Source organism: Ruegeria sp. BG6 (genome assembly GCF_056538465.1).
Map to the genome: position 1 here is coordinate 98,302 of NZ_JBQFTB010000010.1, position 26,819 is coordinate 125,120.

At 58.6% G+C, this 26,819-nt stretch carries 23 protein-coding genes, 1 tRNA gene and 1 pseudogene; 9 read left to right on the forward strand and 16 right to left on the reverse strand.

Going from position 1 to position 26,819, the window contains the following annotated elements; genetic code table 11:
- Window positions 1-78 precede the first annotated feature (78 nt).
- Window positions 79-930 (forward strand): LysR substrate-binding domain-containing protein, encoded by an 852-nt coding sequence (locus tag ACR0JW_RS16950; RefSeq protein ID WP_170682172.1) that lies wholly within the window; start codon window positions 79-81, stop codon window positions 928-930.
- On the opposite strand, the gene ACR0JW_RS16955 is transcribed toward ACR0JW_RS16950, so the two are convergent.
- On the reverse strand, window positions 921-1,823 hold the full coding sequence (locus ACR0JW_RS16955; protein ID WP_170615919.1) for a LysR family transcriptional regulator: 903 nt from the start codon (window positions 1,821-1,823) through the stop codon (window positions 921-923). The genes ACR0JW_RS16950 and ACR0JW_RS16955 overlap by 10 nt on opposite strands.
- A 74-nt stretch (window positions 1,824-1,897) precedes the next feature.
- Between ACR0JW_RS16955 and ACR0JW_RS16960 the strand changes: the two genes are divergently transcribed.
- From ACR0JW_RS16960 to ACR0JW_RS16980, 5 genes are all read left to right on the forward strand, one after another.
- Window positions 1,898-5,110: a reductive dehalogenase gene (locus ACR0JW_RS16960; RefSeq protein WP_170682171.1), complete on the forward strand. Its 3,213-nt coding sequence runs from the start codon at window positions 1,898-1,900 to the stop codon at window positions 5,108-5,110.
- 128 nt (window positions 5,111-5,238) lie between these two features.
- Window positions 5,239-6,105 carry an FAD binding domain-containing protein gene (locus tag ACR0JW_RS16965; RefSeq protein WP_170682170.1) on the forward strand — a complete coding sequence of 289 codons (867 nt, stop codon included), beginning with the start codon at window positions 5,239-5,241 and terminating at the stop codon, window positions 6,103-6,105.
- Complete coding sequence (locus tag ACR0JW_RS16970; protein WP_170615926.1) at window positions 6,102-6,581, forward strand: (2Fe-2S)-binding protein; 480 nt, start codon at window positions 6,102-6,104, stop codon at window positions 6,579-6,581. The genes ACR0JW_RS16965 and ACR0JW_RS16970 overlap by 4 nt, the downstream gene beginning before the upstream one ends.
- The gene (locus ACR0JW_RS16975; protein WP_170824708.1) at window positions 6,581-8,836 is read left to right on the forward strand and encodes a xanthine dehydrogenase family protein molybdopterin-binding subunit; all 2,256 of its coding nucleotides are present in this window, start codon (window positions 6,581-6,583) and stop codon (window positions 8,834-8,836) included. Before ACR0JW_RS16970 ends, ACR0JW_RS16975 begins: the two co-directional genes overlap by 1 nt.
- Complete coding sequence (locus ACR0JW_RS16980; protein WP_170682168.1) at window positions 8,829-9,074, forward strand: MoaD/ThiS family protein; 246 nt, start codon at window positions 8,829-8,831, stop codon at window positions 9,072-9,074. The genes ACR0JW_RS16975 and ACR0JW_RS16980 overlap by 8 nt, the downstream gene beginning before the upstream one ends.
- A 27-nt stretch (window positions 9,075-9,101) precedes the next feature.
- Here ACR0JW_RS16980 and ACR0JW_RS16985 read toward each other — a convergent pair whose 3' ends face one another.
- From ACR0JW_RS16985 to ACR0JW_RS16995, 3 genes are all read right to left on the reverse strand, one after another.
- Window positions 9,102-9,899, reverse strand: coding sequence for a hypothetical protein (locus tag ACR0JW_RS16985; protein ID WP_170682167.1), 798 nt, complete (start codon window positions 9,897-9,899; stop codon window positions 9,102-9,104).
- Window positions 9,896-11,011 carry a hypothetical protein gene (locus tag ACR0JW_RS16990; RefSeq protein WP_480714233.1) on the reverse strand — a complete coding sequence of 372 codons (1,116 nt, stop codon included), beginning with the start codon at window positions 11,009-11,011 and terminating at the stop codon, window positions 9,896-9,898. Before ACR0JW_RS16990 ends, ACR0JW_RS16985 begins: the two co-directional genes overlap by 4 nt.
- A gap of 318 nt (window positions 11,012-11,329) precedes the next feature.
- Window positions 11,330-12,028, reverse strand: a complete 699-nt coding sequence (locus ACR0JW_RS16995) for a DUF374 domain-containing protein (RefSeq protein WP_170682165.1) — start codon at window positions 12,026-12,028, stop codon at window positions 11,330-11,332.
- A 143-nt stretch (window positions 12,029-12,171) separates the two neighbouring features.
- Here ACR0JW_RS16995 and ACR0JW_RS17000 point away from each other — a divergent pair.
- Window positions 12,172-12,247: transfer RNA gene (locus tag ACR0JW_RS17000), tRNA-Trp, on the forward strand.
- A 328-nt stretch (window positions 12,248-12,575) separates the two neighbouring features.
- Here ACR0JW_RS17000 and ACR0JW_RS17005 read toward each other — a convergent pair.
- Together ACR0JW_RS17005 and ACR0JW_RS17010 are read right to left on the reverse strand one after the other, a co-directional pair.
- Window positions 12,576-13,016 (reverse strand): DUF6161 domain-containing protein, encoded by a 441-nt coding sequence (locus ACR0JW_RS17005; protein WP_480714248.1) that lies wholly within the window; start codon window positions 13,014-13,016, stop codon window positions 12,576-12,578.
- Window positions 13,013-13,792 carry a hypothetical protein gene (locus tag ACR0JW_RS17010; RefSeq protein WP_480714234.1) on the reverse strand — a complete coding sequence of 260 codons (780 nt, stop codon included), beginning with the start codon at window positions 13,790-13,792 and terminating at the stop codon, window positions 13,013-13,015. The genes ACR0JW_RS17005 and ACR0JW_RS17010 overlap by 4 nt, the downstream gene beginning before the upstream one ends.
- Before the next feature lie 533 nt (window positions 13,793-14,325).
- Here ACR0JW_RS17010 and lptF point away from each other — a divergent pair.
- Window positions 14,326-15,468: an LPS export ABC transporter permease LptF gene (gene lptF, locus ACR0JW_RS17015; protein WP_170682164.1), complete on the forward strand. Its 1,143-nt coding sequence runs from the start codon at window positions 14,326-14,328 to the stop codon at window positions 15,466-15,468.
- Between the two features lie 2 nt (window positions 15,469-15,470).
- Here the strand turns inward: lptF and ACR0JW_RS17020 are convergent, their stop codons facing one another.
- Window positions 15,471-16,304 (reverse strand): LysR family transcriptional regulator, encoded by an 834-nt coding sequence (locus ACR0JW_RS17020; protein ID WP_170682163.1) that lies wholly within the window; start codon window positions 16,302-16,304, stop codon window positions 15,471-15,473.
- A gap of 99 nt (window positions 16,305-16,403) precedes the next feature.
- On the opposite strand from ACR0JW_RS17020, the gene ACR0JW_RS17025 reads away from it, so the two are divergent.
- The gene (locus ACR0JW_RS17025) at window positions 16,404-17,006 is read left to right on the forward strand and encodes an HD domain-containing protein (protein ID WP_480714235.1); all 603 of its coding nucleotides are present in this window, start codon (window positions 16,404-16,406) and stop codon (window positions 17,004-17,006) included.
- A 40-nt stretch (window positions 17,007-17,046) separates the two neighbouring features.
- On the opposite strand, the gene speB is transcribed toward ACR0JW_RS17025, so the two are convergent.
- From speB to ACR0JW_RS17070, 9 genes and pseudogenes are all read right to left on the reverse strand, one after another.
- Entirely contained in the window at window positions 17,047-17,889 is an 843-nt protein-coding gene (speB, locus tag ACR0JW_RS17030) for an agmatinase (RefSeq protein WP_480714236.1), read from the reverse strand.
- Complete coding sequence (gene nspC / locus ACR0JW_RS17035; RefSeq protein ID WP_480714237.1) at window positions 17,886-19,055, reverse strand: carboxynorspermidine decarboxylase; 1,170 nt, start codon at window positions 19,053-19,055, stop codon at window positions 17,886-17,888. Before nspC ends, speB begins: the two co-directional genes overlap by 4 nt.
- A gap of 81 nt (window positions 19,056-19,136) precedes the next feature.
- Window positions 19,137-20,348 (reverse strand): saccharopine dehydrogenase family protein, encoded by a 1,212-nt coding sequence (locus ACR0JW_RS17040; RefSeq protein WP_170824712.1) that lies wholly within the window; start codon window positions 20,346-20,348, stop codon window positions 19,137-19,139.
- Window positions 20,349-20,372: 24 nt separating this feature from the next.
- Window positions 20,373-22,262, reverse strand: coding sequence for a biosynthetic arginine decarboxylase (speA, locus tag ACR0JW_RS17045; RefSeq protein WP_170682158.1), 1,890 nt, complete (start codon window positions 22,260-22,262; stop codon window positions 20,373-20,375).
- Window positions 22,263-22,365: 103 nt separating this feature from the next.
- A pseudogene (locus ACR0JW_RS17050) lies at window positions 22,366-23,451 on the reverse strand (DUF1513 domain-containing protein).
- 5 nt (window positions 23,452-23,456) lie between these two features.
- Window positions 23,457-24,467 (reverse strand): imelysin family protein, encoded by a 1,011-nt coding sequence (locus tag ACR0JW_RS17055; protein ID WP_480714238.1) that lies wholly within the window; start codon window positions 24,465-24,467, stop codon window positions 23,457-23,459.
- 3 nt (window positions 24,468-24,470) lie between these two features.
- Window positions 24,471-26,018: a di-heme oxidoredictase family protein gene (locus ACR0JW_RS17060; RefSeq protein ID WP_170682155.1), complete on the reverse strand. Its 1,548-nt coding sequence runs from the start codon at window positions 26,016-26,018 to the stop codon at window positions 24,471-24,473.
- Window positions 25,978-26,463 (reverse strand): bacterioferritin, encoded by a 486-nt coding sequence (bfr, locus tag ACR0JW_RS17065; protein ID WP_170682154.1) that lies wholly within the window; start codon window positions 26,461-26,463, stop codon window positions 25,978-25,980. The genes ACR0JW_RS17060 and bfr overlap by 41 nt, the downstream gene beginning before the upstream one ends.
- The gene (locus ACR0JW_RS17070; protein ID WP_170615961.1) at window positions 26,411-26,704 is read right to left on the reverse strand and encodes a (2Fe-2S)-binding protein; all 294 of its coding nucleotides are present in this window, start codon (window positions 26,702-26,704) and stop codon (window positions 26,411-26,413) included. Before ACR0JW_RS17070 ends, bfr begins: the two co-directional genes overlap by 53 nt.
- Window positions 26,705-26,819 lie beyond the last annotated feature (115 nt).

Sequence of the window (26,819 nt, forward strand, 5' to 3'; positions counted from 1 at the left end):
TGAATGTGGAGGTTGCGGCCGGGTTTGACCAATCAGTTCTTCTGCCATAAAACAGTAGAAAATCTACTGGTTTATGCGATGGCCGCTCTACCTCCGTTGAATGCATTGCGGGCTTTTGAAGCTTCGGCACGACACCTGAACTTTCGACGCGCCGCTGATGAACTGGGCGTTACACAAGGCGCGGTCGCGCAGCAGGTACGCGGGTTGGAGGCGCGGCTGACGGAAAAACTGTTCGACCGAATGCCCCGCGGGTTGCGCCTTACCGAAGCGGGGCGGCGGTTTCACGCACCGCTGCAACGGGCCTTCCAGCTTATCGAAGAGGCCGTCGATGAACTGGCCGGTACAAGACAGATCACCATTTCGGTTACACCCAGCTTCGCGTCGAAATGGCTGGTCCCGCGCCTGAACACATTCACGGACCTGCACCCCGACATCTCGGTTCAGGTAGACGCCCGCGAGCGGTTGGCAGATTTCCGGACCGACAATGTGGACATCGCCGTCAGACAAGGTCGCGCACCTTTCGGACCCGGGCTGGTCGTAACACCCCTGTTTTCGACCGAGTTCGTCGCCGTTTGCAGTCCGGACCTGGCAGGGAATGTGCGGGCTGCACGTGATCTTCTTGACCAGGTCCTGCTGAACGATACGCACGGACTCTGGCCACTTTTTCTTGAGCGTGTCGGAGTAACCGGCAAACCCCGGATGATGAGTTTCAGCCAGACCAGCCTTGCCATCGATGCGGCGATGTCGGGGCAGGGGATCGCGCTGGCAAACGCGCCGCTGGTAGAGAGGGAACTGGAATCCGGTCGTCTTGTGCAAGCACTGCCGGATGTTCTGATCGGGGATCTGGGGTTTCACGTCGTAGCGCCTGCCAAACCACGACAGCCAGAACTGGTCGGGTTGGTTCGCGACTGGCTGTTGTCTCAGACCTGAAGCTTTGCAGCAACCGCTTCGATCCGGTTTCGCAGCCACCGATGCGCGGGGTCGTTGGTCGATCGTTGGTGCCAGACCATGTAGATCGAAACAGGGTCACAGTTGAACGGAAGCGGCGCGCAATCAAGCGAAGACAACGGCCCCTGCTTCATCAGCGCCGTGTCGGTCGAGATCAGATCGCTGCCTTTCACGAAAGATGGAATAGCGTTGAAATGCGGCAGGGCCACGGTGGGTGGCCTGATCTGCGATTGATCAACGCCGCGCATCACCGCGCGTGAACTGCGCCCATCGGCAAACCGCACTTCGACATGTTCCGCCTGACAATAGCTGGGCCAGCTGTCCGGGGGCGTTCGCATCGCGCTGTCATAGAAAATCATAAGCGGGCTGGTGATCAACAGCTTCTGAATGATGTCCGGCCCGTCCGGCGGCAGCGGCGTCAGCATCAGTTGGCACCTGTCACCGCGCAGCAGGTCGGGGTCAGGTACACCTGACGGAATAAAACCAAGTTCAACGCGAATGCCGTCCGCGCGGCTGGCGCGCAGCAGCTCGGGAAAGATCAGCTCGCGCGGCATGTCGTTGGTGGCGATCCCGAACGCCATTTCTTCGGACAAGGGATCAAATGGGCGCTCGTGGGTCAGGGCCCGCATATCGTCGAGCAGCGTCTGAACCGGCTCTTTCAGGGACAAGGCGCGCTCGGTCGGGGTCAGGCCCTGACCTGAACGAATGAACAGCGGATCGTTCAACACCAGTCTCAGCTTTGCCAGTGTATGACTGATTGCGGATTGTGTAACGCCAAGCCGGTCGGCCGCCTTAGAGACCGAGCTTTCCTCGAGTATCGTCAGGAAGATGCGCAGCACCTTGCCATCCAAATCAGTAAAATCAGTTTTGCTCATACAATCTATGATTATTCATGAATGGATTTGCTGTCCACGGCAGGATAGGCAGCTTTCAGATCAGGAGGCGCGAAATGGGAATACGCTTTTTCTCGGACAAGAACCGACCCGTTCACATGGGAACGTACCCAATGGAGCGGTTGGCCCGGCAGGACAACCTTCCGGATCTGTCGCTTGTGCCGCCGATGAAAGAGCTCAGCTTTCACCGCCCCGACCAGCCTGAAAGCATCGTAAACGCAATGGGCGAATTTCAGGCAATGATGGATGCCATCCGTGACGGGTTCGTGAATCCCGCGATGGCGGAAATCCCGGACAGCCCGTCGGAGCGCGCCAATCATCTGAAAGCGTTTGGTTATTTTAATAATGCCTCGATGATCGGATGCGGACCGCTGCCGACTGAGGCGCTGTTGCCCGAACCCCGGAGAAACCGCGACATCGACCGGCTGGCCCACGCCCTGAGAACGCGCCAGACCAAGACGCTGGCCTCGGGCATCGATGTGATCATGGCGGATCTGAAGGAAAGCATGGAGGCGGAGTCCGGCTCGATAAACGCCCACCGACACGCGATTGTTTTCCTGTACGAACATCATCGCGACCCGGAGGCGGATGAGCCGGGCACAGAATGGATCAGGGATGCACAGGACCATCGTGCCTGCCTTTTGGCGACTGAAAACGCGGTTGTGATTGCCAACTATATCCGATTGCTCGGTTTCGATGCGCGGGCACATACGGTCATGTCGTCCGAGGTGGATCTGAACAGGCTGGCCGTTGCCGCGGGGCTGGTCACGGCCGAGGACGGCGCGCTTGTCGCCCCCTGGCTTGGCAAACGGTTCGGGTTGGCTGCAATCACCACCGAGATGGAGATCGCCCATGACAGGCCCCTGAAGCCCATGGCGCAGCAGCCGTGGTTCAAAACTCAGGGCCCTGCGTGGTGGCTGGGCGCAGGTTTCGCCAAAAGTGCGCTGAACCGTGACCCTTATGCCAAGCGGCGCTATGTGGATGGCGCGCATCCGTTCGAAAAGCTGACGCGTGTCGACGATCCAACCACATACATTGACGAGGAAAACGTGGCTCGTGTGCCGAAACGGGCGGACATGTTTGCCCGCGCGCAATTCGGAGATATGGGCAAGCCCCTGCAGGACGCGGCCAAAGGCGGGCACTACGTCCGCAAATCCGCGCCCAGCTTCGCACAAAGGCGCGCGCTGGGTGCCTTCGTTCTGCTGCAGGATGGCGACAGCGCCGACGGGTTCAAGCCAACAGATGCGCAGCGGAACGCGGCGAACATCAAGGCGGCGTCCTACTTTCTGGGGGTCGATGCGGTCGGTCTCAGCCGGTGCCCGGAATGGGCCTGGTATTCCCACGACGCAACCGGCGAAGCCATCGATCCGCCCCATGATCAGGCCGTCAGCATGATCATTGATCAGGGATATGAGACGATGGAGGGCGCCAGCGGTGACGATTGGATCAGCGTCGCCCAGTCCATGCGTGCGTATCTTAGATTTTCCTTACTGGGCGGAGTGATTGCCCAGCAAATCCGCAATCTGGGCTACAAGGCCAAGGCGCACACGGTCATGGATGGCGAAGTGCTGCAGCCACCACTGCTGTTGCTGTCCGGGTTGGGCGAAGTCAGCCGCATTGGCGAGGTGATCCTGAACCCCTATCTGGGGCCGCGTCTGAAATCCGGCGTGGTAACGACAGATATGCCGATGAGCCACGACAAGCCCATCGACTTTGGCCTGCAAAGCTTTTGCGAGTCCTGTAACAAATGCGCGCGAGAGTGTCCCTCGGGGGCGATCACTGCCGGACCGAAACTGATGTTCAACGGCTATGAAATCTGGAAATCCGACAGCCAGAAATGCGCCACCTATCGGATCACGACGCCGGGCGGGTCCATGTGCGGGCGGTGCATGAAAACCTGCCCTTGGAACCTTGAAGGCCTGTTCAGCGAACGCCCTTTCCGCTGGGCAGCGATGAACATCCCATCCGCCGCACCCGTTTTGGCGCGATTGGACGACGCGGTCGGAAATGGCGGTTTGAACGACACCAAGAAATGGTGGTGGGATATCGAACTGCAGGCGGATGGAGCCTATTGCCCTTCGACCCATCCCCTGAACCGGCGTGACCTGCAAAAGGATCTGGACCTGAAATACGAGGATCAGACGCTGGCGGTCTACCCGGCTTACCTGGCCCCGCACCCATGGCCCTATCCGTTCGCGATGGACCGCGAGGCCGGGATCGCCGCCTATGAGGCTCTGGTTTCGGCAGACGAGTACAAGGCGCGCAAAGCTGCCGGGGATATGAGCGTGGTTCACCGCTATCAGATCGCCGGAGACGCACCGGTGATGCGGGTTGAACTGACCAGGGTCGACAAGTTGTCTTCTGATGTCACGAAATACGAATTCTCGGCCATGGATGGTGCGCCGTTGCCGGACTGGACTGCCGGCGCACATCTGGATGTATTGGTCGCCCCGGAATTTCTGCGTCAGTATTCCATGTCGGGCGATCCTGCTGACCGGACTACGTATCAGATCGGCGTCCTGCGCGAAGATGAAGGGCGCGGCGGTTCGGCGCTGTTGCACCGTATCTTCGGCAAGGGGCGCAAGGTATTCATTTCAAAACCCATCAATCACTTTGAACTGGATGAGACTGCTAGCAAGACGTTCCTGATGGGCGGCGGTATCGGCATCACCCCGATGATTGCCTTTGCGCACAGGCTTCACGCGCTGGGCAGAGACTTCGAGCTGCACTATTCCGCCAGTACGCGGGCGGACGCTGGTTACCTGCAGGACCTTGCCGCAGCGCCCTGGGGCGATCATGTGCACTACCATTTTTCAGACGAAAACACCCGGGCCGATCTGGATGTCATCCTGTCTGATTATCAGGAAGGATGGCACGTTTATACCTGCGGTCCGGATCGATATATGGACGGCGTGATACAAGCGGCAGAACGACAGGGTTTTCCCGAAGACGCCCGGCATCTGGAGTATTTCTCGGTTCCCGAGCAACCCGAATACGAAAACCATCCGTTCATTCTGAAGCTAGCAAAGTCAGGCAGGGAGCTGACCGTCCCATCGGACAAGGATGCCGCGCAGGTTCTGAATGAGGCGGGAATTCATGTGGATGTGAAATGCGCCGACGGCATTTGCGGGGTCTGCAAATGCGGGGTTATCTCGGGCGAAATTGAGCATCGTGATTTTGTGTTGTCGAACCGGCAGCGCGAAGGAGCTATCATTTTATGCCAAAGCCGCGCCGCGAATGCGGATGGCGTGATCGAGATTGACCTCTGACAATTGTTCAAAAACGACTTTGGGAAACCTAAATTTTGGTCGTTCCGGCCATGGACGCCACCTGGTTGCTGCACTAACGTCCCGTTCAAACCCCAGTTAATCCTGATCCACAGGTGCGAGGTAAACAAATGGACTATCACAGCCCCAACAGTTTCGAAGAAGCTTCGGCGCTGGCAGCGAATGCAACGGGAACGACCCGGTTTCTTGCAGGCGGCACCGACGTACTGGTGCAATTGCGTTCGGAACTGGTGACCCCCGATACACTGATCGACGTGAAAAAAATCAACGGGGTGCGGGACATCACCCGTAACGCCGATGGCAGCTGGACCCTTGGCGTCGCCGCCACCGGTGCCGAAATGAGCGAGCACCCCGAACTTGGCCGCGACTGGCCCGGCGTGGTCGAGGCAATGGATCTGATTGGCTCGACCCAGGTACAGGGACGCGCGACTTTGACGGGCAACCTGTGCAATGGCTCGCCTGCGGCTGATTCCGTGCCGGCCATGGTAGCGGCCGGTGTCACGGTGACCGTGACCGGTCCTGGCGGCACGCGGGAGGTCGCGGTCGAAGATATTCCTGTCGGCCCCGGAAAGACCTCGCTGACCAAGGGCGAGCTGATTTCCGCAGTGCACATTCCGGCGCGGGGAGACAACGGTGGAGACGCATATCTGCGCTTCATTCCACGTACCGAGATGGACATCGCCGTCGTCGGCGTCGGCGTGAACCTGCGCCTGGATGGTGATAAGATCACCGAGGCGCGTGTTTCGCTGGGTGCGGTGGCCCCGACCGTTCTGCTGGTCGAAGACTGCGCCAGGGCCATCATCGGCACCACTCTGGACGACGCCGCGCTTGATGCACTGGCTGCGGCTGCATCCGCCGCCTGTAATCCGATCAACGACAAACGCGGCACAATCGAATTCCGCACCGAAGTTTCGGGTGTTCTGGCAAAGCGTGCCGCAAAAATCGCCTATGCCCGCGCGAAGGGAGAGCAAGCATGAGCAAATTACACGTATCCACCACCGTGAACGGTGACGCGGTTGAATACCTGTGTGATCCCCGCGAAACCCTGCTGGACTGCCTGCGTGACAAGTTGAACCTGACCGGCGCCAAAGAAGGCTGCGGCACCGGCGATTGCGGCGCGTGTTCAGTTACGGTTGACGGCCGTCTGGTATGCTCGTGCCTGATGCTGGGTGTCGAGGCGGAAGGTAAGCAGATCGAAACCGTCGAAGGTATCGCGGATGGCGATGTTCTGCACCCGTTGCAGAAGAAATTCATTGAATACGCCGCCCTGCAATGTGGCATCTGCACGCCGGGTATTCTGGTTGCGGCGAAGTCCCTGCTGGAAAAAAACCCGAACCCGACCGAGGAGGAGACCCGGTACTGGCTGGCGGGCAACCTGTGCCGCTGCACGGGATATGACAAGATCATTCGCGCCGTGATGGATACGGCAGCTGAGATGCGGGAGGCTTCGTAATGGCACTCGACGATCGGAAATCCGAATTCAATTTCGTGGGTACCCGTCCTGACCGGCCGGATGGTCTGGACAAGGTGACGGGCCGGGCCCGGTTTGGCGCCGATGCTTATGCGCCCGGTATGCTGCATGGTGCGATCCTGCGTTCCCCTCATGCGCACGCGCGGATCGTGAAGATCGACGCATCGAAGGCCGAGGCGCTGAAGGACGTCAAAGCCGTTGTGACCCGGGCCGATTTCGCGGATGTGCCCTTCAAGCCCGGTTTGGAAGGCGAATTCTGGAGCGTGCTGGAAAATGTCATGGCGGGTGAAAAGGCCCTCTATGACGGTCACGCTGTTGCGGCGGTTGCGGCCACGTCGGCTTTGGCTGCGCGCGATGCGCTCAAGCTGATCGAGGTCGAGTACGAAGTGCTGCCCCACGTCACGGATGTGGACAAGGCGATGACCCCTGATGCGCCGGTAATCCGCGAAGGGGCTGCGGACTATTCTGTGCCCGAAGGGATGCACCCCAACGTCGTGCGTTATCACGAAAGCGGCCATGGCGACGTCGAGGCCGGGTTTGCCGAGGCGGATCTGATCCTGGAAGACAGTTTTGTGACCGAGGCAACGCATCAGGGCTATATCGAACCGCACGCCTGCCTTGGATCTCTGGGCAGTGACGGCAAGGGTGAGCTGTGGTGCTGCACGCAAGGCCATTGGTACGCGCAGAAATACTGCGCCACGCTGCTAGGCATTGAAACGGCGCAGCTGCGGGTGACCGCCTCGGAAATCGGTGGTGGCTTTGGTGGCAAGACCACCGTGTTCATCGAACCGGTTGCATTGGCGCTGAGCCGCAAGGCCAACCGGCCTGTTAAGATCGTAATGAGCCGCTCTGAGGTGTTCCGAGCTACCGGCCCGACCTCGTCCGCGTCGATGGATATCAAAATCGGCATGAAGAAAGACGGCACGATCACGGCGGCCGAAGGTATCTTCCGACTGCAGGGCGGTGCCTTTCCGGGAGCGCCCGGGGATATGACCGCCATGTGCGCTTTTGCGCCCTACAACCTGACCAATGTTCGTCAGGTCGGCTATGACGTTCTGGCCAACCGTCCGAAACAAGCCGCTTATCGCGCGCCCGGCGCGCCCATGGGGGCCTTTGCGGTGGAATCCGTGCTGGATGAGCTGTGCAAAAAGCTGGGGCTGGATCCGGTGGACGTGCGTCTGAAGAACGCGGCGCACGAAGGCACCAAAGCCAGTTATGGCCCGACTTACGAACGTATCGGTCTGGTCGAAACACTTGAGGCGGCCAAGGCCCATCCCCACTATTCGGCACCGCTGAAACCGGGGCAGGGGCGCGGCATTTCGTGCGGGTTCTGGTTCAATCACGGTGGTGAAACCAGCGTCTCGCTTGCGCTGTCCGAGGACGGCTCGGCCCAGGTTATGGTCGGCACACCTGACATCGGTGGCTCGCGTGCGTCGATGGCCCTGATGGCGGCCGAAGTGCTGGGTATCCCATACGAGAACATTCGTGTCACCGTCGCGGATACGGCGACGCTGGGCTACAATGACGTAAGCCACGGCTCGCGCGTGACCTATGCCAGCGGACTGGCGACCATCAAGGCAGCCAGAAACGCTGTGGAACGTCTGTGTGAACGCGCGGCGGCCAAATGGGGTATCCCGGTCGATGCGGTGAAATGGGAAAACGGCTGTGCCGTGCCTTCGGGTCCGAACGCAGGCGATTTCGATCCAATGCCGCTGGCCGATATCACCGCAGATATGGGTGCGACCGGTGGTCCGATCTCGGGGCATTTCGAAGCCACTCCGGAAGGGGCGGGCGTGTCATTTGGCACCCACATCGTCGATGCCGAGGTCGATCCGGAAACCGGCAAAACCGCGATCACGCGCTATACGGTCATTCAGGATGCCGGTAAGGCCATCCACCCGACTTACGTGGAAGGTCAGTATCAGGGCGGTGCCGCGCAAGGCATCGGCTGGGCGCTGAACGAGGAGTATATCTACGGCGAAGATGGCAGGCTGCAGAACTCGATTTTCCTCGACTATCGCATTCCTGTGGCCAGTGATCTGCCGATGATCGACACGGTGATTGTCGAAGTGCCCAACCCCGGCCACCCATTCGGTGTGCGCGGCGTGGGCGAGACCGGCATCGTGCCGCCGCTCGCGGCCATCGCCAACGCTGTCTCCAATGCGGCGGGCGTGCGGATGAAGCGACTGCCAATGTCGCCGCCCCGCATTCTGGCGGCGCTCAAGGACAATGGTTGAAGTCCACCTCTGGTCCGGCCTCCGGTCTCTGACCGGGGGCCAGCAGGTGGTCGAGGTGCAGGCCACAACCACCGGCGAGCTGCTGCGCGAACTTGTTCGCGCGCATCCGCAATTGCAGGCACCGATTGATGCCGGTGTGTCGATCGCCATCGACGGCCGCGTCATCGCCTCGGGACTGACCGAACCGATCCCGGAAGGCAGCGAGATTTACCTGATGCAACGCCTGCGTGGCGGCTAAGCGAGGTTGACCCGGAAGGGGCAACGATCAGTTCACTAGACCTTCGGCTATTTGATCCACGGCGGATTGCAGAGAGTCGCGTCGATATTGCGTGCTGTCGGCGAAGGCGTCGAAACGGGCCGAGGCCCGCAGAATTTGAACGCCGTCCCGTGGGGTGATTTCGAAACTGATCGAAGAAATAATGCAGTTTCCCAGTAAGGCGCGGATTTCAGTACAGATTTTGCGTACCTTTTCGAACACCTCTGCGCGGTTGCCCAGAGTGTTGTGAAGATCGCGGCCACCAATCAGCCGCACCCGGGCCGAGATGAGTTCGCCGTTCTTGACGACTGACGGATCGCCGGTTTCGTAATCCGGGACATATTGCAGGTTTCCGATGATCCTGACGGTTCCATCCCGTGAAAGCGTGGCGTTGGATTTGGAAACATCACATTTTGTTCCCAGGTTGCCCAGTACTTCGAAACAGTATCCCGCCAGAGTTTGCGGCGCGCGTGCATGGGCATAAAGTTCCTGAAAATCCGGCTCTGGCAGGGTTTCTCCGGGCTTCAGCAAAGCCTCAAACGGCATTTCCAGCTTGTATGACACATAGCGGCCTGTGGTCAGGTCCGTGGGGTTGAATGCTGCGTTCAGCTTCTTGTTGTTGCGCAGCCAGGCAACAAGTGGTGGGCCTTCGGCAAGTTCACCCACGGTTTCAAACGCCGCGTCGTCGCCGGACTGCGCCTGTGAAACCGCGCGGCTGATTTGATAGCCCCAGTACATCGTCGGCAGATACCAAACCGCAAGTAGGGCGAGGATCGACAGAGTCAGGGCCGTACCTATCAGTTTCATTGGCGGGGCACCTCCTGCGGCGCGGGATCAAGCAGCGCAAGGTCACCACCGACCGCAGCGGTCAGCAGCATGATATGCGTGTCCTCAAACGTGTCATCTCCGATCAGAGTAAAGTCGTTTTCCGAGGCATAGACATCACGTCCGGCCATGCTGCGATATTCGATCGGTTGGTCCGGCAGGTCGCCGACCAAGACATGGGCCGCACTGTGGGGGCCTGTTACATTGGTGTCCGCAGGCACACCCATGACCTGTCGGTACCATGCGTCAAACGCGCGGTAGCCGGTGTTGAAGCTGTAAATCTGGTTCGTGTACAGATCATTGCCGTTTTCCGCCTTGGCCTGCGCGGGCCAATGCGCCTGTGGCCTTCGCCATGGTGCAACCATGCAAGGCCCCGGGTCATCATTCGCGCCAAATTCAAAGTTCGTTACAAAGTCGCTGATCCTGATTGCCTCGAACGGCACGTCCTGTTCAGGCGCCACAAGACCCGAGTTCTCGCCGATCATCGCGACATGCGACAGGGTGACTCCTCTGGCCAGTTGCAGGTTCCAGATCACGTTCTGGCGGAAGCTTTGCAGCACCAGATAGACGGGTGCCGACGTGTCCGTGACAAACACGTCCACGGCAAACATCCGTCCCTGCGCCCGGGATCCGGTCTGATAGTGTTTTTTCGAAACCTGCACACCCTCAATATGGTCGATGAGCGCATTCGCGATGGCCCGGTTCGAGAACACATGGGTCGTTGTCGGCAGCGTGCCGGTCTCCATGCGCAGGTTATAGACAACATCATTCGGCTGCGGTCTTTTGAAGGTGCATTCGGAGTTAACGGCAAAAGGGATCAGCACGTTGGGCGGCGCGTCCTGCCCTGCCGGATCAAAGCCCGTCGCCACATCCAGAACGGTTAATTGTTCCCGGTCCGCAGTTGCCAGACCCGGGCTGGGAATGCTCCAGCCTTGATCGGTGATCTGGCGAACGTCCTGCACAGGCTTGGGTTGTGGCTGTGGGGCCGACTGGTTGTCCGGGGCCGCTGCTTGCGACAGTTTCCACTCGTCGAACATCATCAGGCCGTAGAACCCACCAACCCCGGCCATGGCCGCCAATATGGCCCAGATCATAGCGTTGCGGAGATTATGACCTTTCGGCGCCGGTTCACTGGGTGGAGCTTCTGTTTGGACTTGCGGTGGCGGAGGGGTGCCGTGTTTCTGCTGAATGCGTTGTATTCGTTCTGAAAAATCTTGCTTTTGCTTTGAATCGGTCATGGTGTCGTATCTCGTGATTCGGCACCGACGTTAATTGAAAATTTCAACCGCTGCGAGAATGCGTGGCGGCGAAACATGCCGTTCGAAATGACTGTTGCAAGAAGACAAATCAACTACACCTTGTTTGAAGCAGTTGCAGTCGGGTTGCTTTGGCTGGATTTGATGCTTGGCTTGTTAACCCTGCCAGGGTTCACGCCCGACCATCCGGTCCGCTTCTGCCGTGATATCGTTCATGTGCTGCTCAAGGCTTTGCCTGAGCGTTTCGATCTGTTCTTCACTGGCTTTGCGGGGAACGGTTTCGGTCCATTCCCGGCACAGGAAAACGCCCTGATTGCGCCAGGGGCGGGGCAGCAGCATGCGGTCCCACGTTCCGGCCTCGCGCCCGTGGCGGGTAGAAAAGGTAATGCCAAACACCCGCTTGCCCGAGGTGCGGGCCCAAACCAGCGGCACGGTCGACAACACCCGTTCGGGTCCACGCGGTCCGTCGGCGGCAATGCCAATCGAAATGCCCTGCTTGATCATCCCCAGCACCTCGCGCGACAAGGCGACGTGGCGTTTCCGGCTGGTCATGGCGATCGAGTCCAATCCGAACAGCTTTTGCACCCGGCCCACCATGCTGCCGGCGCGCGCGGCGGAGGTGATGGTGCAAACCCGTCCCTTGTCCAATGGAAAGAGGAAGGGCGATAGCGTCAGCCGCTGGTGCCACATCACAACGATCACCGGCTCACCCTGTTCCACCAGTTTGTCCATTTCCTCAAACCCGAGGCGCTGCCAGCTTGTGTTGCGATGAACCATCCGGATGTAGCTGGCGATCCGCCGCGCCGCCCAGTTGAGAACGGCTTCGCTGTCTGCGATTTTCTTGCGGAGGCTCACGTATTGTATCCTTTTGCTGACCAGACCTTGTCTTAAAGAACTGCGCGTTCTGTGCAACTTGTTTGTCCCGGGGATGATCTGACGATGAATCGTAAAAAGCCTCTTGAGTCCGCCGCGCGGCTGGCATATCTGGGTCGCACCACAGGGGTATAGCTCAGTTGGTAGAGCGACGGTCTCCAAAACCGTAGGTCGCGGGTTCGAACCCTGCTGCCCCTGCCATTTAAAATCAACCACTTACGTCGATTGTATTTGGACTAGATTGGACTGGTTGGGACGCTGTTGGGATTTTTTGCGCCCGATTACCGTCGCTCCAGTTCTCAGATGCTCGATTCCCTATCCACGTCATCTGAGCGCATACAGTGCATGTCCAAGTTTCCCTTTAGCCGAATTGAGTGAGTTCTCTGTGGCAGGCACGATTAAGATTCATCAAACAACGCCGGTTAAATTGCCTGAATTGGCTTGCTCTAGGGAAGCCGATACACATCCGATGAAGGCATCTAAGAATACTAGTTGCCATCGTACGCAATGCGGACAAACAGCCGCCCTCTCATCCCTTCGAAAAGTTCTTCGCGAAGTAATCCATAGGGCCCACCGAGCCAAGGTCGTCTTTAATTACACCGTCTGACGCCGGTGAAAACAGCCTTGCAAGTAGGCCGCCAAGAAATTCGTCTTTTGCATGCCCTTTTTCTGCCAGCGCTAAGTATGTCAAAATCATCGTTACTCTTTCTGAGCTGTCGTTCCACAAGTGAAGCTGGCTAGCAAACAGCCTGTAGAGGATCCGCAAAAATATCATTCCGACCGCAACCAATGTGCCAAATGAAGCAAACGATGCTATTGAAGCGTCCCTCCAAAACTCAAAGAATTCGCTCAAATTGTTGTAGGACAGAAAGTATACCCAAAATATCCAAACCGATGCACCTGACGCGGCAAGAAACACTGCACCACAAAGGAATGTGCTTAGCCGATGCCAGTACTTCTTTTTTTTCAGTACTCGGCAGGCGCGCGTAGAGACATCTCGGTCTTTATGGTGTCTTCAAATGTTGAGAGGCTGTCTCTTGTATCGCTGACCGTCTTTTCGATTTCTTTTTTCATCTCCGCTGCCATGTTAGCTCGTTCGCTTTCGAGCCTGTCGCTAACCTTTTTCAGCAATTTTGCGAGGCCCACGATGGACTGTTTTGCCTTGTCTGACCTCACTGCGATAGCATCGTCTAGTTGGCCGAGCTTCTTTTTGCTAGAATCGTCAAGCTCAGAAATTCTAGAGTAATATTCATCCAATAGTTGTTTTAGGCTCTGCGCAGTGGAAGCCGCCCCAGCCTTACTTAGACCCCTCTCGAAATTCGAATACGCCACAGCGGCTAAGAGCATGATTTTGTCGTTTGCGGCGTTTTGATGCGTTTTGAGCTCAGCAAATTTGAGAATCGCCGCTGCAAGCTCACTGTCGCGACCCTGCTCCCCAATGATGAATTTTCCAAGGCTGCTGCCTGAGTTTACGAATGTGCCATTCGCTATTTGATCACTGGTATTTCTTAACGAATCTGACATTTCCCTTTCGCGGATACCGTCTGATGGATTCTGCTCCAACCTTTGCGACGCAGAAGAGAGATCTGCTAGCAATCTTGAATACCGAGTCCAAATACTTTGACCGTAATTAGTTTTTTCAAGCCAGCTCCATTTCGAACGCTCGTTGGCTGTCCAATCGATCACATCTTGGGGCCTTGAAAAAACTTGGTGCTCGCCTGACTGTAGCGTTATTTTAAGTTCCACGAATTACCTCAACTGCTGGAATGTTATGTACTCATCGTACAAGCCCGGTCGAGGATCGCAACTTTACGGAAAAATGTGTGCTGATGCTCAACTCGGACGTTGCGACAAGTAGGAAAGAACAAGTGATGTTGTCTAGATTTCTTTGGCAGTTCAAATCGAGTGCAGCCTAAATTGAAACGCCGAAGTTCGTGAACTCGAATTGAGGCACCATTGAAGAGTCTCCTATTTCTGCGAGACATGTGCCACGACTTTTAGTTGGGAAAGTTTATGTAACTCCTTGTTCTCTAAAGATTGGAAATCTACTTATTTGGATGATTCTATCAATGAAAACAATGACTTTATAGGGCCTCCAAAACCGTAGGTCGCGGGTTCGAACCCTGCTGCCCCTGCCATTTCCTTCCATGTTGTCGACGAAGCCCAGGTTGGGGATACCCTTCCTTGTGCGGGTTCAGTTTCACGGGCAATCGCTGTTCCCTCTGGCGAATGAATGGCCTATTGTCCCGTGCAGACAGAACGCACCGGGATGGGGATACATGTCGCGTTTCGATGGTTACTTCCTGCGGCAGTTGCTGGTGCTGTTCGGATTTTTCACTCTGGTTCTGGTTGGCGTCTTCTGGATTACCCGATCAGTCAGCCTGTTTGACCGGGTAATCAGCGGTGGTCAGTCGGCTATGGTGTTTCTTGAATTTACGGCCCTGACACTGCCGACGCTGATCCGCACGGTGATGCCAATGGCCGTATTCGCCGCCGCAGTCTACGCCACCAACCGGCTGAGTCGCGAAAGCGAGATGACGGTGATGCTGGCCACCGGGTCAAGCCCGTGGAGGCTGGCGCGCGGAGTATTGGTTTTTGGTGTCATTGCTGGGCTGATGATGGCAGTCATAAGCATATTCCTGCGCCCCGCATCCGTCGATCAGCTTGAGCAGCGGCAGGCCGAAGTCGCCGGGGACGTCACCGCGCAATTGCTGAACGAGGGTGAATTTCTGCACCCGGCCACTTCGGTGACGGTCTATATCGGCAGCATTGATCTGGACGGTACTCTGCACGAAGTGTTTGTTTCCGATCGTCGCGACAAACTGAACTCGGCCAGCTATTCCAGCAAGACGGCGTATCTGGTCAACAACGATGCGGGTCTGCATCTTGTGATGCTGGACGGGATCGCGCTGCGGCTTGACCGTGAAGGCCGGACCTTATCTTCGACCTTGTTTCAGGACGCGTCTTACGACATATCCGGGTTGACCAGTTCGCGCGGCATGAACGACCGCAGCCTCGAAGCGGTTCCGACAATCGAGTTGCTCAATGACCGGGAAGCAATCTCGGCAGCGGAAGGATTCAGCCAGGGCGAGATGATCGAGGAGCTGCACCAGCGGTTCTCTTGGATCGCGATCTGTATTGCCGTCGCGATGGCGGGGTATTCCACGCTGATGCTGGGCAGTTTCTCGCGGTTTGGCCTTTGGCCCCAGATATTCGGGGCTTTCACCATTCTTATTCTGCTGGAGGGTGTTCGCGGATTTATCTCTCCCATTGTCATCGCCGATCCTGACATTTGGCCCTTGCTGTATCTGCCGGCCTTCGGGGGCATCCTGATTTCCTGCATGTTCCTGTTTGTTGCGGGCCGGCCGCTTGTCGTGATGCGGCGAACCGAAAGCCAGAAAGTACCGCAGGCAGGCACCTGAGTTCAGCCGCGAAGATCGGCAAGGCAGCTCAGGATATCGTCGATGCCCGCGCCATCACGGCGGGTCACCAGATAGAGCGGCAGAAACAGGTCTCGCGCCCCCTCGATCGGGATCAGTTCCTGTGATCGCAGGTGGTCTTCGATGACATAGCGCGGGAAATACCCGGTTCCGCCCCGGCGCAACACATAGCGCAGCGCCATCATGCAATTGCCAAGAAAAATCGTCTGCCCCGGCGCCTGTCGGGCCACGGATCTCACGTGGTCCTGATAGACTTCACCCAATTCCAAATTGACAAATACCAGATCCTGGCCGGTGTCGGCCGTGCCCTGGGTTCGGACAAGTATCAGGCGCTCGGTGCCCAAGTCGTGAAACACCACGCGCGGATCAGCCGGTTTTTCATGGGTCAGGGCGGCATCCAGAACATGCGTCGCGACAGCGTCGACCATGTTCAGATCGTGGTCATAGTTCAGCGTCAGCAACAGTTTTCCGGACTGCCGTTCGAACCGCACGGCCAGATCAACCAGCAACGGATCCCAGATGCTCAGCTGTGCGCCAAGCCGCAAGGCTATTCGGTTCTGGGATTGAGACGGCAGGTCGTGTGAAGCAAAGGACCAAAGCGACAGCATCTGTTCAGCGTAAGGGCGGAATTGCCGCCCGAAATCAGTCAGTGTGGTGCCACCCGCGCCCCGATTGAACAGTTGCTTTCCCGTTTCATCTTCAATCGCGCGGATACGCGCACTGACGGCAGTCTGGGTCACGTTCAGCTTGCGGGCCGCGGCGTGAAAGCCTCCGACCTCGGCAACGCAAAGAAATGTTTCGAGCGCTTTGATCTGCATGTCGAAAGTATTTTTTGATCGAACCGATAAAATCAATTCATTTTTTTGACCATAGGGATTGCACTATCATGATGCGCAACTTCAGCCAAAGGACGCGCCATGCTGGACAAAAGCCACAAACCCACCTGGACCAGTTTCGAAAACGCCACCAAGGAAGATTTTCTGGCGGTAATGGACTACGAAGACGCCTATAATGCGGCCCTGCCGGATCGCATTCTGGATGCAATCCGCTCGCTCGATGAAGAGTGGACGCCCTATCCTGTAAACCGCTATCAACACAGCCTGCAGGCCGCGACCCGTGCCTATAACGACGGTGCCGACGAAGAGATCGTCATCGCTGCATTGGTGCATGATACGGGCGATATCCTGTCCCCCTACAACCATGGTGAGCTGTCAGCGGCGATGATGAAGCCCTATGTCAGCGAAAAAACCTACTGGATTCTCAAGCATCACTGCGTGTTTCAGGGGTATTATTACAATCACTTCCTGGGTGGCGACCGCAACGCCCGCGACAAGTATCGTGACAGCCCGTACTGGGAAGACGGCCGGTATTTCTGCCACGAATACGACCAGTGCGCTTTCGACCCCGACTACCCGACCAAACCGCTGGAGTTCTTTGAACCCTTGTTGCGCCGGGTTCTGAACAAGGGTGAAGGCCACATGGAATTGAACGAGACGGCGGACGACGGCAAGACTGATTAAGAAAAATGACAGGCGGGCCTGAGTGGCCCGCCTGAACCGATCAGCAGCTTGCCATCAGACGATAGACGATCTGCGCGGCGGTAAAATCCCATGCGGCATCGCCATCGGGGGCCAGTTCGACCACATCGAGTCCGACGCATTTTCGCCCCTTCAACGCGTGTTCCACCAGATGCAGCGCCTGGTAATAGGCCAGCCCACCGGGAACGGGGGTGCCGGTTGCCGGCATGATCGCCGGGTCCAGTCCATCAACATCAAAGCTGACATAAACCAGTTCCGGGAAGTCTTCGGGCAAGTCAATGGCGTGGATGTTGTTGGTCACCAGTTCTTCGGCATCGACGTGAAAAACGTTGTTTTGTACACGGCTCTCGGCCTCTTCTTTGCAGAAGGCACGAACGCCGAACTGGGCCAGGCGGATGCCTTCCTCGGCCAGAAGATGCATGACCGAGGCGTGGGAGTGTTTTTCGCCCTGATAGGCGTTGCGCAGGTCGGCATGCGCGTCCACCTGAACAATACCGATTGGTTGACCCAACGCGCGCGCAACACCCATGACTGCACCGTAGCTGAGCGAATGCTCGCCACCCAGCGTCACCGGCACCTTACCCGCGCGCACTGCGGTTTCGGTGCGTTGGGCCAGGCGTTCCATGATTTCCGGCAGCGAGGCATCGCAATCCAATGGCGGCTCGGTGAAGATGCCCTGCAGGCAGGGTTCAGCGCTGCCGACGATCCGCTCCAGCTCATTTGAGGCCTCGATAATTGCTTCGGGCCCTTTGGCCGTGCCCGAGCCATAGGACACCGTGCGCTCCAGCGGCACCGGGATCACGTGGAACCGCGCGTCCTCGGTGCGCTCGGAAGCGGTCAGTTCACTGTCGAGAAAAATGCTCATGAGAGTCTGTCCTTAAAGTCTTCATAGCCGAACTTTTTGATGATTTTCAGTTCGTCTGTTTCGCTGTTCCACAGCGCGATGGTTGGCAGCGGCACGCCATTGAATGTGTTCGTCTTGACCATCGAGTAATGGGCTTGGTCCAGGAAGGCGAAGCGCTGCCCGATCTCCAGCGGCTTGTCCCATGTGTAGTCGCCGATCACGTCACCCGCCAGACAGGAGGGGCCGCCCAGACGGTAGGTGTGGCCAGCCTCGGCTTCATCCATCAAAGCCGGACGATAGGGGGCTTCGATCACGTCGGGCATGTGGCAGGTGGCCGAGATATCGGTGATCGCAAGGTTCATGCCATTGGTCGGCAGGTCGAGGATTTCGCCAATCAGAACGCCTGCATCCAGTGCGACGGCTTCGCCGGGTTCAAAATAGACATCGATGCCATATGATTCGCGGATGCCCTTGATGAAAGCGACCAGCCCGTCGCGGTCATAGTCGTCGCGGGTGATATGGTGCCCGCCGCCGAAGTTCAGCCATTTGAGTTGCCCCATGAACGGCATGAGTTTCGGTTCGACGGCGTCCCACGTGCGCTGCAGCGGCTCGAATCCCTGCTCGCAGAGCGTGTGCATGTGCAGGCCATCAACCCCGGTCAGGGTTCCCGAGGTGAGCTGGCTGACGGGCGTTCCCAGCCGAGAACAGGGGGCGCAGGGATCGTATTTCGGAATTTCACCCTCGGAGTGTTCCGGGTTGATGCGCAGGCCGACCTGAACGCCCGCAGCCTGTGCCTTGGCGAGAAACCGATCCTTTTGCGCAGGAGAGTTGAAGATGATGTGGTCGGACAGTGACAGGATCTCGTCGATATCCGCGTCCTTGTACCCGGCGCAGAATGTGGCGACCTCACCGCCATATTCCTCGCGGCCCAGCCGAGCCTCAAAGGTGCCGCTGGCGCAGGTGCCGCCGAGATATTGGCGCACCAGCGGGGCGAGCGAGAACATCGAGAAGGCTTTCAGAGCACTCAGCACATGTGCGCCCGAGCGGGTTCCGATATCGGCGAGGATGCTCAGGTTCCGTTCGACGGCTTTTTCGTCGACCACAAAGCACGGCGTGGGAACGCGGCTGAGATCGAAGTTGTGGAAGGCTCCGGCATCCCCGGCTTGTGTGGTCATCATGTCGGACATAACCGGCGTCTCCTTGGGGTGGAGAGGCCGGGGGCGCTGCCCCCGGACCCCCGGAGTATTTGGAAAAAGATGAAGACCAGATCAGAATGCGACGGGGCCGTCGAGTTCGTGAACCTGCCACGGCAGGCCGTGGTTGTTCAGCATGTCCATGAAATCATCCGGGTCGAGCTGTTCCATGTTCCACACGCCCGGTTGAGTCCAGTTGCCTTTCAGAACCTGTGCCGCGCCGATCATGGCAGGGACGCCGGTGGTATAGCTGACCGCTTGGCTGCCGACCTCGGCATAGCATTCCTCGTGGTCGCAGATGTTGTAGATGTAATAAGTCTTCTCGCCCGAGCCATCCTTGGCCTGACCCGTGGCGATGTCGCCGATGCAGGCTTTGCCTTTGGTTTCCGCGCCCAGATCGCCAGGATCGGGCAGCAGGGTTTTCAGGAACTGGATCGGGATGATTTCCTTGCCGTCGTGCATCACCGGGTCGATGCGGGTCATGCCGACGTTTTCCAGCACTTTGGCGTGGGTGATATAGGCGTCACCGAAGGTCATCCAGAAGCGGGCGCGCTCGATCTCAGGGAAGTGGGTCGAGAGCGATTCCAGTTCCTCGTGATACATCAGGTACATGTTTTTGGGGCCGATGGCGGGGAAATCGAACTCGACCTTGTGTGTCATTGCCGGCGAGTGTTTCCACTCGCCACCTTCCCAGTGGCGCACTTCGGCCAATACTTCGCGAAGGTTAATCTCCGGGTTGAAGTTGGTGGCGAATTCTTGATCGTTCGAGCCGCCATTGGCGTCCAGAACGTCGATCTGACGAATGGTGTCCAGCTTGTGTTTCTTGAGCCATTTGGCGAACACACTGGTCACACCCGGATCGAAACCCGAGCCGAGGATGGCGGTCAGGCCAGCCTCTTTGAACCGCTCCTGATAAGCCCACTGCCAGTGATATTCGAACTTGGCCTCATCCTCGGGCTCGTAGTTCGCGGTGTCGAGGTAATGGATACCGGCCTCAAGACATGCATCCATAAGAACCAGATCCTGATAGGGCAGGGCGAGGTTCACGAGGATTTCCGCGCCGGTCTCCTTGATCAGCTTGACCGTGTCTTCGACCTTGTAGGCGTCCAGTTCTGCGGTGGCGATATCAACGCCCACACGCTCTTTCACCGATTTGGCGATGGCGTCGCATTTCGATTTCGTGCGGCTGGCCAGAGTAATCTCGGTGAAGATGTCCGAATTCATCGCCATCTTGTGCACGGCGGCGTGGGATACGCCGCCTGCGCCGACAACCAGTGTTTTGCCCATGGGGTTTTCTCCTCTCACAGGGGGTTATTCGTAATAGGTGTAGCCGTTGATCGAGTCGCGGTAGGCGCTCATCAGGGTTTTGCGGTCCTTGGCTTTCAGAGTACCGGTCGAGATCGCCTCGTCCACCATTTTGCGGAAGGCAGCGACGCAATCGCCGGGATCAAACTCGACATAGGACAGAACTTCGGAGATGGTGTCGCCTTCCTGTTCGTGTAGCAGGTCGAAGCCGCCGTCAACGCGCAGGTCGATGGTGACGACGTTGGTATCACCAAACAGGTTATGCAGATCGCCCAGCGTTTCCTGATAGGCACCGACAAAGAAGACGCCCATGTAGTATTCGTCTTCTTCAGGCAGCGAATGCACCGGCAGGCTGGGAGAGACACCATCGGCCAGGATGAAGCGGTCGATCTTGCCGTCGCTGTCGCAGGTGATGTCGGACAGGACCGCGCGGCGGTCGGGTGTTTCGTTCAGACCCTGCAGCGGGACGATTGGGTGCAACTGGTCGATGGCCCAGACATCGGGCAGGGACTGAAACAGCGAGAAGTTGCAGTGGTAGATATCGGCCACTTTTTCAAGCTGGTCGTCCACATCGGTTTCCAGATCGTCGCTGGCCGCAAGCGCCTTGAGGCGGGTCATCAGCGACAGGTAGATGCGCTCGGCCCGGGCCATCTGGCGCAAGTCGACATAGCCGCGCCGGAACAGGGCACGCAGTTCATTGCGATAGAAGGTGGCGTCGTTCCAGCATTCCTGCAACCGGTCGATGCTGAGGTAACTCGACACAGCGGCCAGGTCCGATACCATATGGTGGTCATCGGGTTCCACCTCGGGTCCGTTGGGCGCATCGTAGAGCGTGCTTTCCAGCACGTTGAACAGCAGCATCGACGAGGTTGCCACCACAGCGCGACCGCTTTCGGTGACCAGAGTCGGGTGGGCCACTTCGGCCTCATCCATCGCGTAGGCCACGGTTTCGACGACATTGGCGCAGTATTCCTCGACCGTGTAGTTGATCGAGTTCTCGGCGGCTTTCTTCTCGCCGGTATAGTCCACACCCATGCCGCCGCCGAGGTCCAGATGGGTCAGCGGCACGCCTTCGCGCGTCAGCTCGGTGTAATAGCGGCAAGCCTCGCCCACGGCGCGGCGCACGTCGTTGACGTCCTGCACCTGAGATCCGAGATGCGAGTGCTGCAGCTTCAGACAATGCAGCAGGCCAGCCGCTTTCAGTTTGTCGACAGTAGCGACCAGCTGATCGGTGTTCATGCCAAAGGCGGACCGGTCGCCCGAGCTTTCTTCCCATTTGCCGCTGATCTGGTTGGTCAGTTTGACCCGGACACCGATCAGGGGCTCGATGCCCAGTTCGTTATATACCTCGATCACCGTGTCGGCCTCTTTCGGGCTTTCCAGCACGATGACCGTGTTAAAGCCGATCTTGCGGCTGAGGATTGCCAGTTGGATGAACTCGGCATCCTTGACGCCGTTGCACACGATCAGTGCTTCGCTGGCCAGACGATGGGCAAGCGCGATCACCAGTTCGGGTTTCGATCCGGCTTCCAGGCCGTAATTGTACTTCTTCCCGAACTCGACGATCCGGTCCACGACCTGCGCCTGTTGGTTCACCTTGATCGGGAAAACACCGCGATAGTGCCCCTTGTACCCGGTACGGGCAATCGCATCGCGGAAGCTTTCATTGATATGAGCGATCTCGTTTTCCAGGTAGGAACTGATACGCAAAAGCATCGGGGCCCTGATGCCGCGTTCCTCAAGGTCGCTCAGGATGCCGGGCAGGCTGATTGCCGCAGCCTCGGGCGCCATGGGATTGCGCAGACCGATCTCGCCCTGCTCCGTCACCTCGATGAGGCCTTTGCCCCATTTCTCAACCCCGTAGATGGAATGCGGTGCGTTGGGCGTATGTTTCAATCAAGCCAGTCCTTGTGCGTCTGGAGTGCCGGTTTTGCGCCCGCCAATACGGCAGCAGTTTGATTCGTCCAAGTGTAATCTATGCGATGGAAAATGCCGAGGTTCAGCCAAACGCCCGGACAGGGATCAGGTGGTTGTCCCATTGGCAGTCCGGTTGGGCCAAATTGTTGGCGCTGATGCCGCTCAGGCTGCCGATCACTCCGGTGCCGGTGGTAAAGACATACCCCTGGGGCCCTGCGCTTAACCCGCATACATCGTCAAGCTGGTGGATGCTGGCCAGTCGCCCGTCTGCGACATTGAACTGATGCAACGCGTTGCCGCGCGGGCAGGTGATCGCGACGGTTTCGCCATTGGCAGAAAACGCGACACTTCCTGCGTATCCCTAAAGCGTGGCTTGATCGGTGTCGGGTGCCGACAGGAGCCGGGGCGCCTGACCACGGTGATGCAGGCCCAACAACGGCGGGTGAGCGGTCGCGTCGCCCTGCCATTGCATGGCAAAGGCAACAAGTCCATCCCGGCGCACCGCCAGATGACGGGTCGAGCTCTTGTGCATCGCGCGCGGCAGTTCCACCGTCTCTAGAATGTCGCCGGACAGGTCAAGATAGGTCAGGTTGGGTTGCATCACCGGCAGGTTCAGCTTGGTGCGGCCCGTGTCGGGATGGGTTTCGATCCCGCCATTGGCGACGACCAAAGAAACGCCATCCGGCATCAGGCGCAAGTCGTGCGGGCCGATACCGCCCGAGGAAATCTCTCCGATCCGGGTGTAATCTTGGCCGTTCCAGATGCCGATGATGCCCGCGCCAGCGTCATAGTCGTTTTCGGTCGTGTACAGCCTTGTTCCATCTCGCGAATAGGTGCCGTGGCCATAGAAATGGCGCCCTTTTGGGGCCTGCAACTCGGCGATTTGCGCCCCAGTGGCGCAATCAATCACCGCGGCAAAGGTACCGGGACGGCGGGCAAAGGCCACCGCCTGCGGCAAGTATGGATGCGCGGCAGCGGCGTGGCCCCGGGCGGGCAATGGCCGGGAAAACACGATGGTTCCGTTCACATCCAACCCGGCCAGGCGGTACGTATCATCCGGGAATAACGCCGCAGCCAGATAGTCCGGGCCGCCCACCGACGCCCACCCTTGCATCGGGGCAAGACCGGCGGCGGTCAGACCGGCCAGAAAGCGGCGGCGGGTGGTCATGCGGATCAGTCTCCGTCCAGTGAGTTGAACCCGGCGCTGATGCCAAGGGTCGGGCCGAGTTCGGTAGAGGCAATAGCGCGGATGTCGTTGATCGACTGTTGCAGCGCTTCGACCCGGATGCGTCCCTGTGGATCGGCGACACCCGCAAAGGCCGGATCGTCCAGTGATTGTGCCCGGCTTATGGCTCTTGCAAAGGCGGCGTCCAGATCGTCGGCAATCCGGGGATGACCGGTCGACAGATGAGTGGCAAGATCGTGCAAGGCGATCAGCGACAATTCCACATGGCGCAGGGATCGTTCGGACCTGCGTGCCTCGGCCCGGTTGGGGCGGGGGCGGTCATGCGTTCCCATGGGGCGGCCAAGGCGGGTGTCGGCGGTAAACTCCAGACCGGTGATCAGGGCTTTGAACAGTTCCTGCATCGCTTCATCATCGGACCGGTAGGGGCCGTCGGGTCCGGGTCGAGCCATTTTGCCGGCATAGGACTGCCAGTCGTTGTCGATAGCCCGCGCATTCCGTTTGATATCTGTCGCGATGGCCCGAACCAGCGCGCAGCGATAGTTATCCGCGCCTGCCACGGACAGTTGCGGGTCGAACAGAACCTGCTCCAGAGCAAAGAAACCGCGCCCAGCGATGGATGTTTCCGCGAACCCTTCGGCGAAATAGACCGCATCATCTTCCCGGGCGATCAGTCCTGACAACGCTTTGGGCGTGAAACCTTTGCTGTCGGGCCAGAACGCCAGGGCAAAGGCGCGGTCATCGGTTTCCGAAGGGCCAAAGCGCAGGTGGCTGGCAGAAATCCATGCGTCGAAGGTATCGTGATAAGCTGCCTGCAGATCGGGGGTGTCCGTTGAGCAATCCGCTTGCGACGATGCTTTCAGTGTGCCGGACGTGTCCGCAAGCTGCGCAAAACGCGGCAGGATGTGGGATTGCACCGTGTCCGCGAGTACAGCCTGAAGGTCCTGGGCCTGGACAGCTATTGGCAATATGAGGGCAGCCAGTAAGGTGAGATTTCGCATGAATCAGAGACTTTCGAGGAAACGCACAAGGGCATTGCGGTCGGCTTTTGGCATCGAAACAACACTGTCCCGCGCCGCCTGCGCCTCACCCCCATGCCACAAGATGGCTTCAAGCAGCGACCGGGCACGCCCGTCATGCAGAAACTGGGTATGGCCGGACACCTGTTCGGTGAGGCCAATGCCCCACAGCGGTGCGGTGCGCCATTCCCGGCCATCGGCGCGGGCTTCGGGGCGGTTGTCTGCAAGTCCCTCGCCCATGTCGTGCAGCAGCAGGTCGGAATACGGCCAGATCAGCTGAAAGCTGTGTTCAGGCCGGTCGTCCATGCGGTGCGTGACGAAAGCGGGCGTATGGCAGGAAACACAGCCGGAGGTGTAGAACACCTCTTTCCCGCGCAGCACTTGCGGATCATCCACATCGCGTCGGGCCGGAACGCCAAGATTCTGGCTGTAGAATGCAACCAGGTCCATGCCCTGCTGGTCAATTTCGAATTCCCTAATGTCCTGATCGCCATGGGGGGCCGCAACGCAAGCAGTTTGGCGGTCGGTGCAATCGCCGTGCGGCGCCGGGTAGAGCAGGCTGGAAATGCCGATGTCACCCGCAAAGGCGGCGGCGGATTGTTCCATGATCGTCGGCATTCCGGCCTTATGGCCGAAACGGCCCATCATCGGTTCACCAAATTCCGCTGACCAGACGATATTCGGTCGTCCGGAAATCCCGTCGCCATCCATATCTTCGGGATCGGCGTTGGCCAGCAGATCGTCGACCGGAATGGCTTCAAGCAACCCCAATCCGATCATCTGAGGCGCCACGCGGGGGCTGAGCATCGCGTCCGGGTGCAACGGGCCGTATCCCAGATCTGCCGCGCTGTAGGTCGGGCGGCGCAGGATGGCAGTTTCGCCTTCCGACAGCTCAACGAGGACATCCTCATATGCGATATCCAGCCGGTATTCGGCCGGATGGCCGGGCAGGGCTAGGTCCTGCATCTGGCCGCCGTAATTCGGTTCGGGACGGGTGGCGATGTAGTCCTCGATCTCGGAATACCCGTCGTCGGGGCCACCGGGAACAGACACGCGCAGGAACATCGATATCGCGTTGTCGTCCGGGCCGTTGGGCGTATGGCCGCGCCCGTCCTTGATGTGGCATCGCTGACAGGATCGGGCGTTGTAAAGCGGGCCCAGACCATCCGAGGCCAATGTAGATGCGGGGGACGATACCCAAATCTTTCTGAACAGCCCGTTGCCGACCCGGAATTCCAGCTCCTGCTCGAAGCTCAGATTGCCCGAGGGTTGTGAAAAGGCATCGGCGTCCTGGCGCGCCCGCACGGTGGCCGCCCCGGCGGGCAGGTCCTCGAACCGTTGCGGCGCGCTGAAATCATCGGGCAACGCCGTGACGGCGGAGATCCGGTTGCGCTCTTCCTCGGTTCTGGGCTGGAAGTTCAGGTGAATGTCACGCAGTTCGGCGGACAGGGAGGGGGTGGCCACGCACGTGACCACCGACAAAAGACAGAGTTTAGTCCACTTCGTCCATTTTCGACGCGTTGAGCTGCGCATAATTGGCTTCGCCGATCCTTTCATACAGGTCGAGCTGCGTTTCGAGGAAGTCGATATGGCCTTCTTCATCGCTGATCAAATCCTCGAACAATGACATCGACACATAGTCGTCCGCCTCGCGGCAATATCCCCGGGCTTCGACATAAAGCGCTCGCGCATCCTGTTCCGCCGCCAAGTCGCATTCCAGCGTTTCCTTCGGGGTCTGGCCGATCCTCAGAGGATCGAGTTTTTGCAGGTTGGGATGCCCTTCCAGGAAGATGATCCGTTCGATGAGCTTGTCGGCATGGCCCATCTCTTCGATGCTTTCCTCGCGGCTTTTCTTGGCCATATGGCCAAGGCCCCAATCCTCTTGCAGGCGGTAGTGCAGCCAGTACTGGCTGACCGCCGTCAGTTCATGCCGCAGGGATTTGTTGAGGTATTCGATGACTTTGGGGTCGCCTTTCATCTGCACTCTCCTGTGTTGCTCCGCTGCGCAGGGCGCGGAGTTGCATGGGGACTTCCAGATTATCGCAGGACCGCATCGAGTCGAGAAAAAGCGGCATGCATCCGCCACAATCCGCTGATTTCCCAAGCGCATGGTAGATTTTTCCGGGCGTGATCACTGTGTGCGGGTCAGACGCGCGCATCCAGTCGATCGCGGCGCGGATGTCGTGGTCCGAGATATGTGTGCAGTGGCAGATGATCATGGTAATGCGCCCATAGTTGTGGTCGAGCTTTGATGTCAGTCGGGGGTTCGGATGCGGCTTTTCACATCAAACCCCGGTGATCCGGATATCCGGAAGCACCCGCTTTCAGATGCTT